Source organism: Salmonella sp. SAL4457 (genome assembly GCF_046548235.1).
In the GTDB taxonomy this organism is placed as follows: domain Bacteria; phylum Pseudomonadota; class Gammaproteobacteria; order Enterobacterales; family Enterobacteriaceae; genus Salmonella; species Salmonella enterica.
The window spans coordinates 1-310 of the sequence record NZ_JBGDZO010000255.1; the positions used below are offsets into that span (position 1 = coordinate 1).

General features: G+C 66.8%; 1 pseudogene. It reads right to left on the reverse strand.

The features are described 5' to 3' along the window. A pseudogene (locus ACLJNW_RS24165) lies at positions 1–310 on the reverse strand (amino acid permease); the annotation flags it as partial.

Genomic DNA, 310 nt, shown 5'->3' on the forward strand with positions numbered 1-310 from the left:
GGACAATCCCTGCCGGGCTTGCGGACGAAGACCAGGTAGAGTGCGCTGAGCAGCGCAAGGAACGGCACGCCGAAGACCAGGGTCATGCGGAACGCCTCGGTGAAGAAGGTGGTGACCAGAATCGCCGCCATCAGCGCCAGGCCGAGCAATGTCGACCAGGGCGCCAGGCGCATGCGGAAGGCCAGCGGCGCGCCGCCGTGGCGGGCGCGGTGGCGGCGGAAGCAGAGGTGGGTGAAGAAGATCATCAGCCAGGTGAAGAGGGCGCCGAACATCGACACCGCCATCATCAGGGTGAAGGACTGCTCGGGGT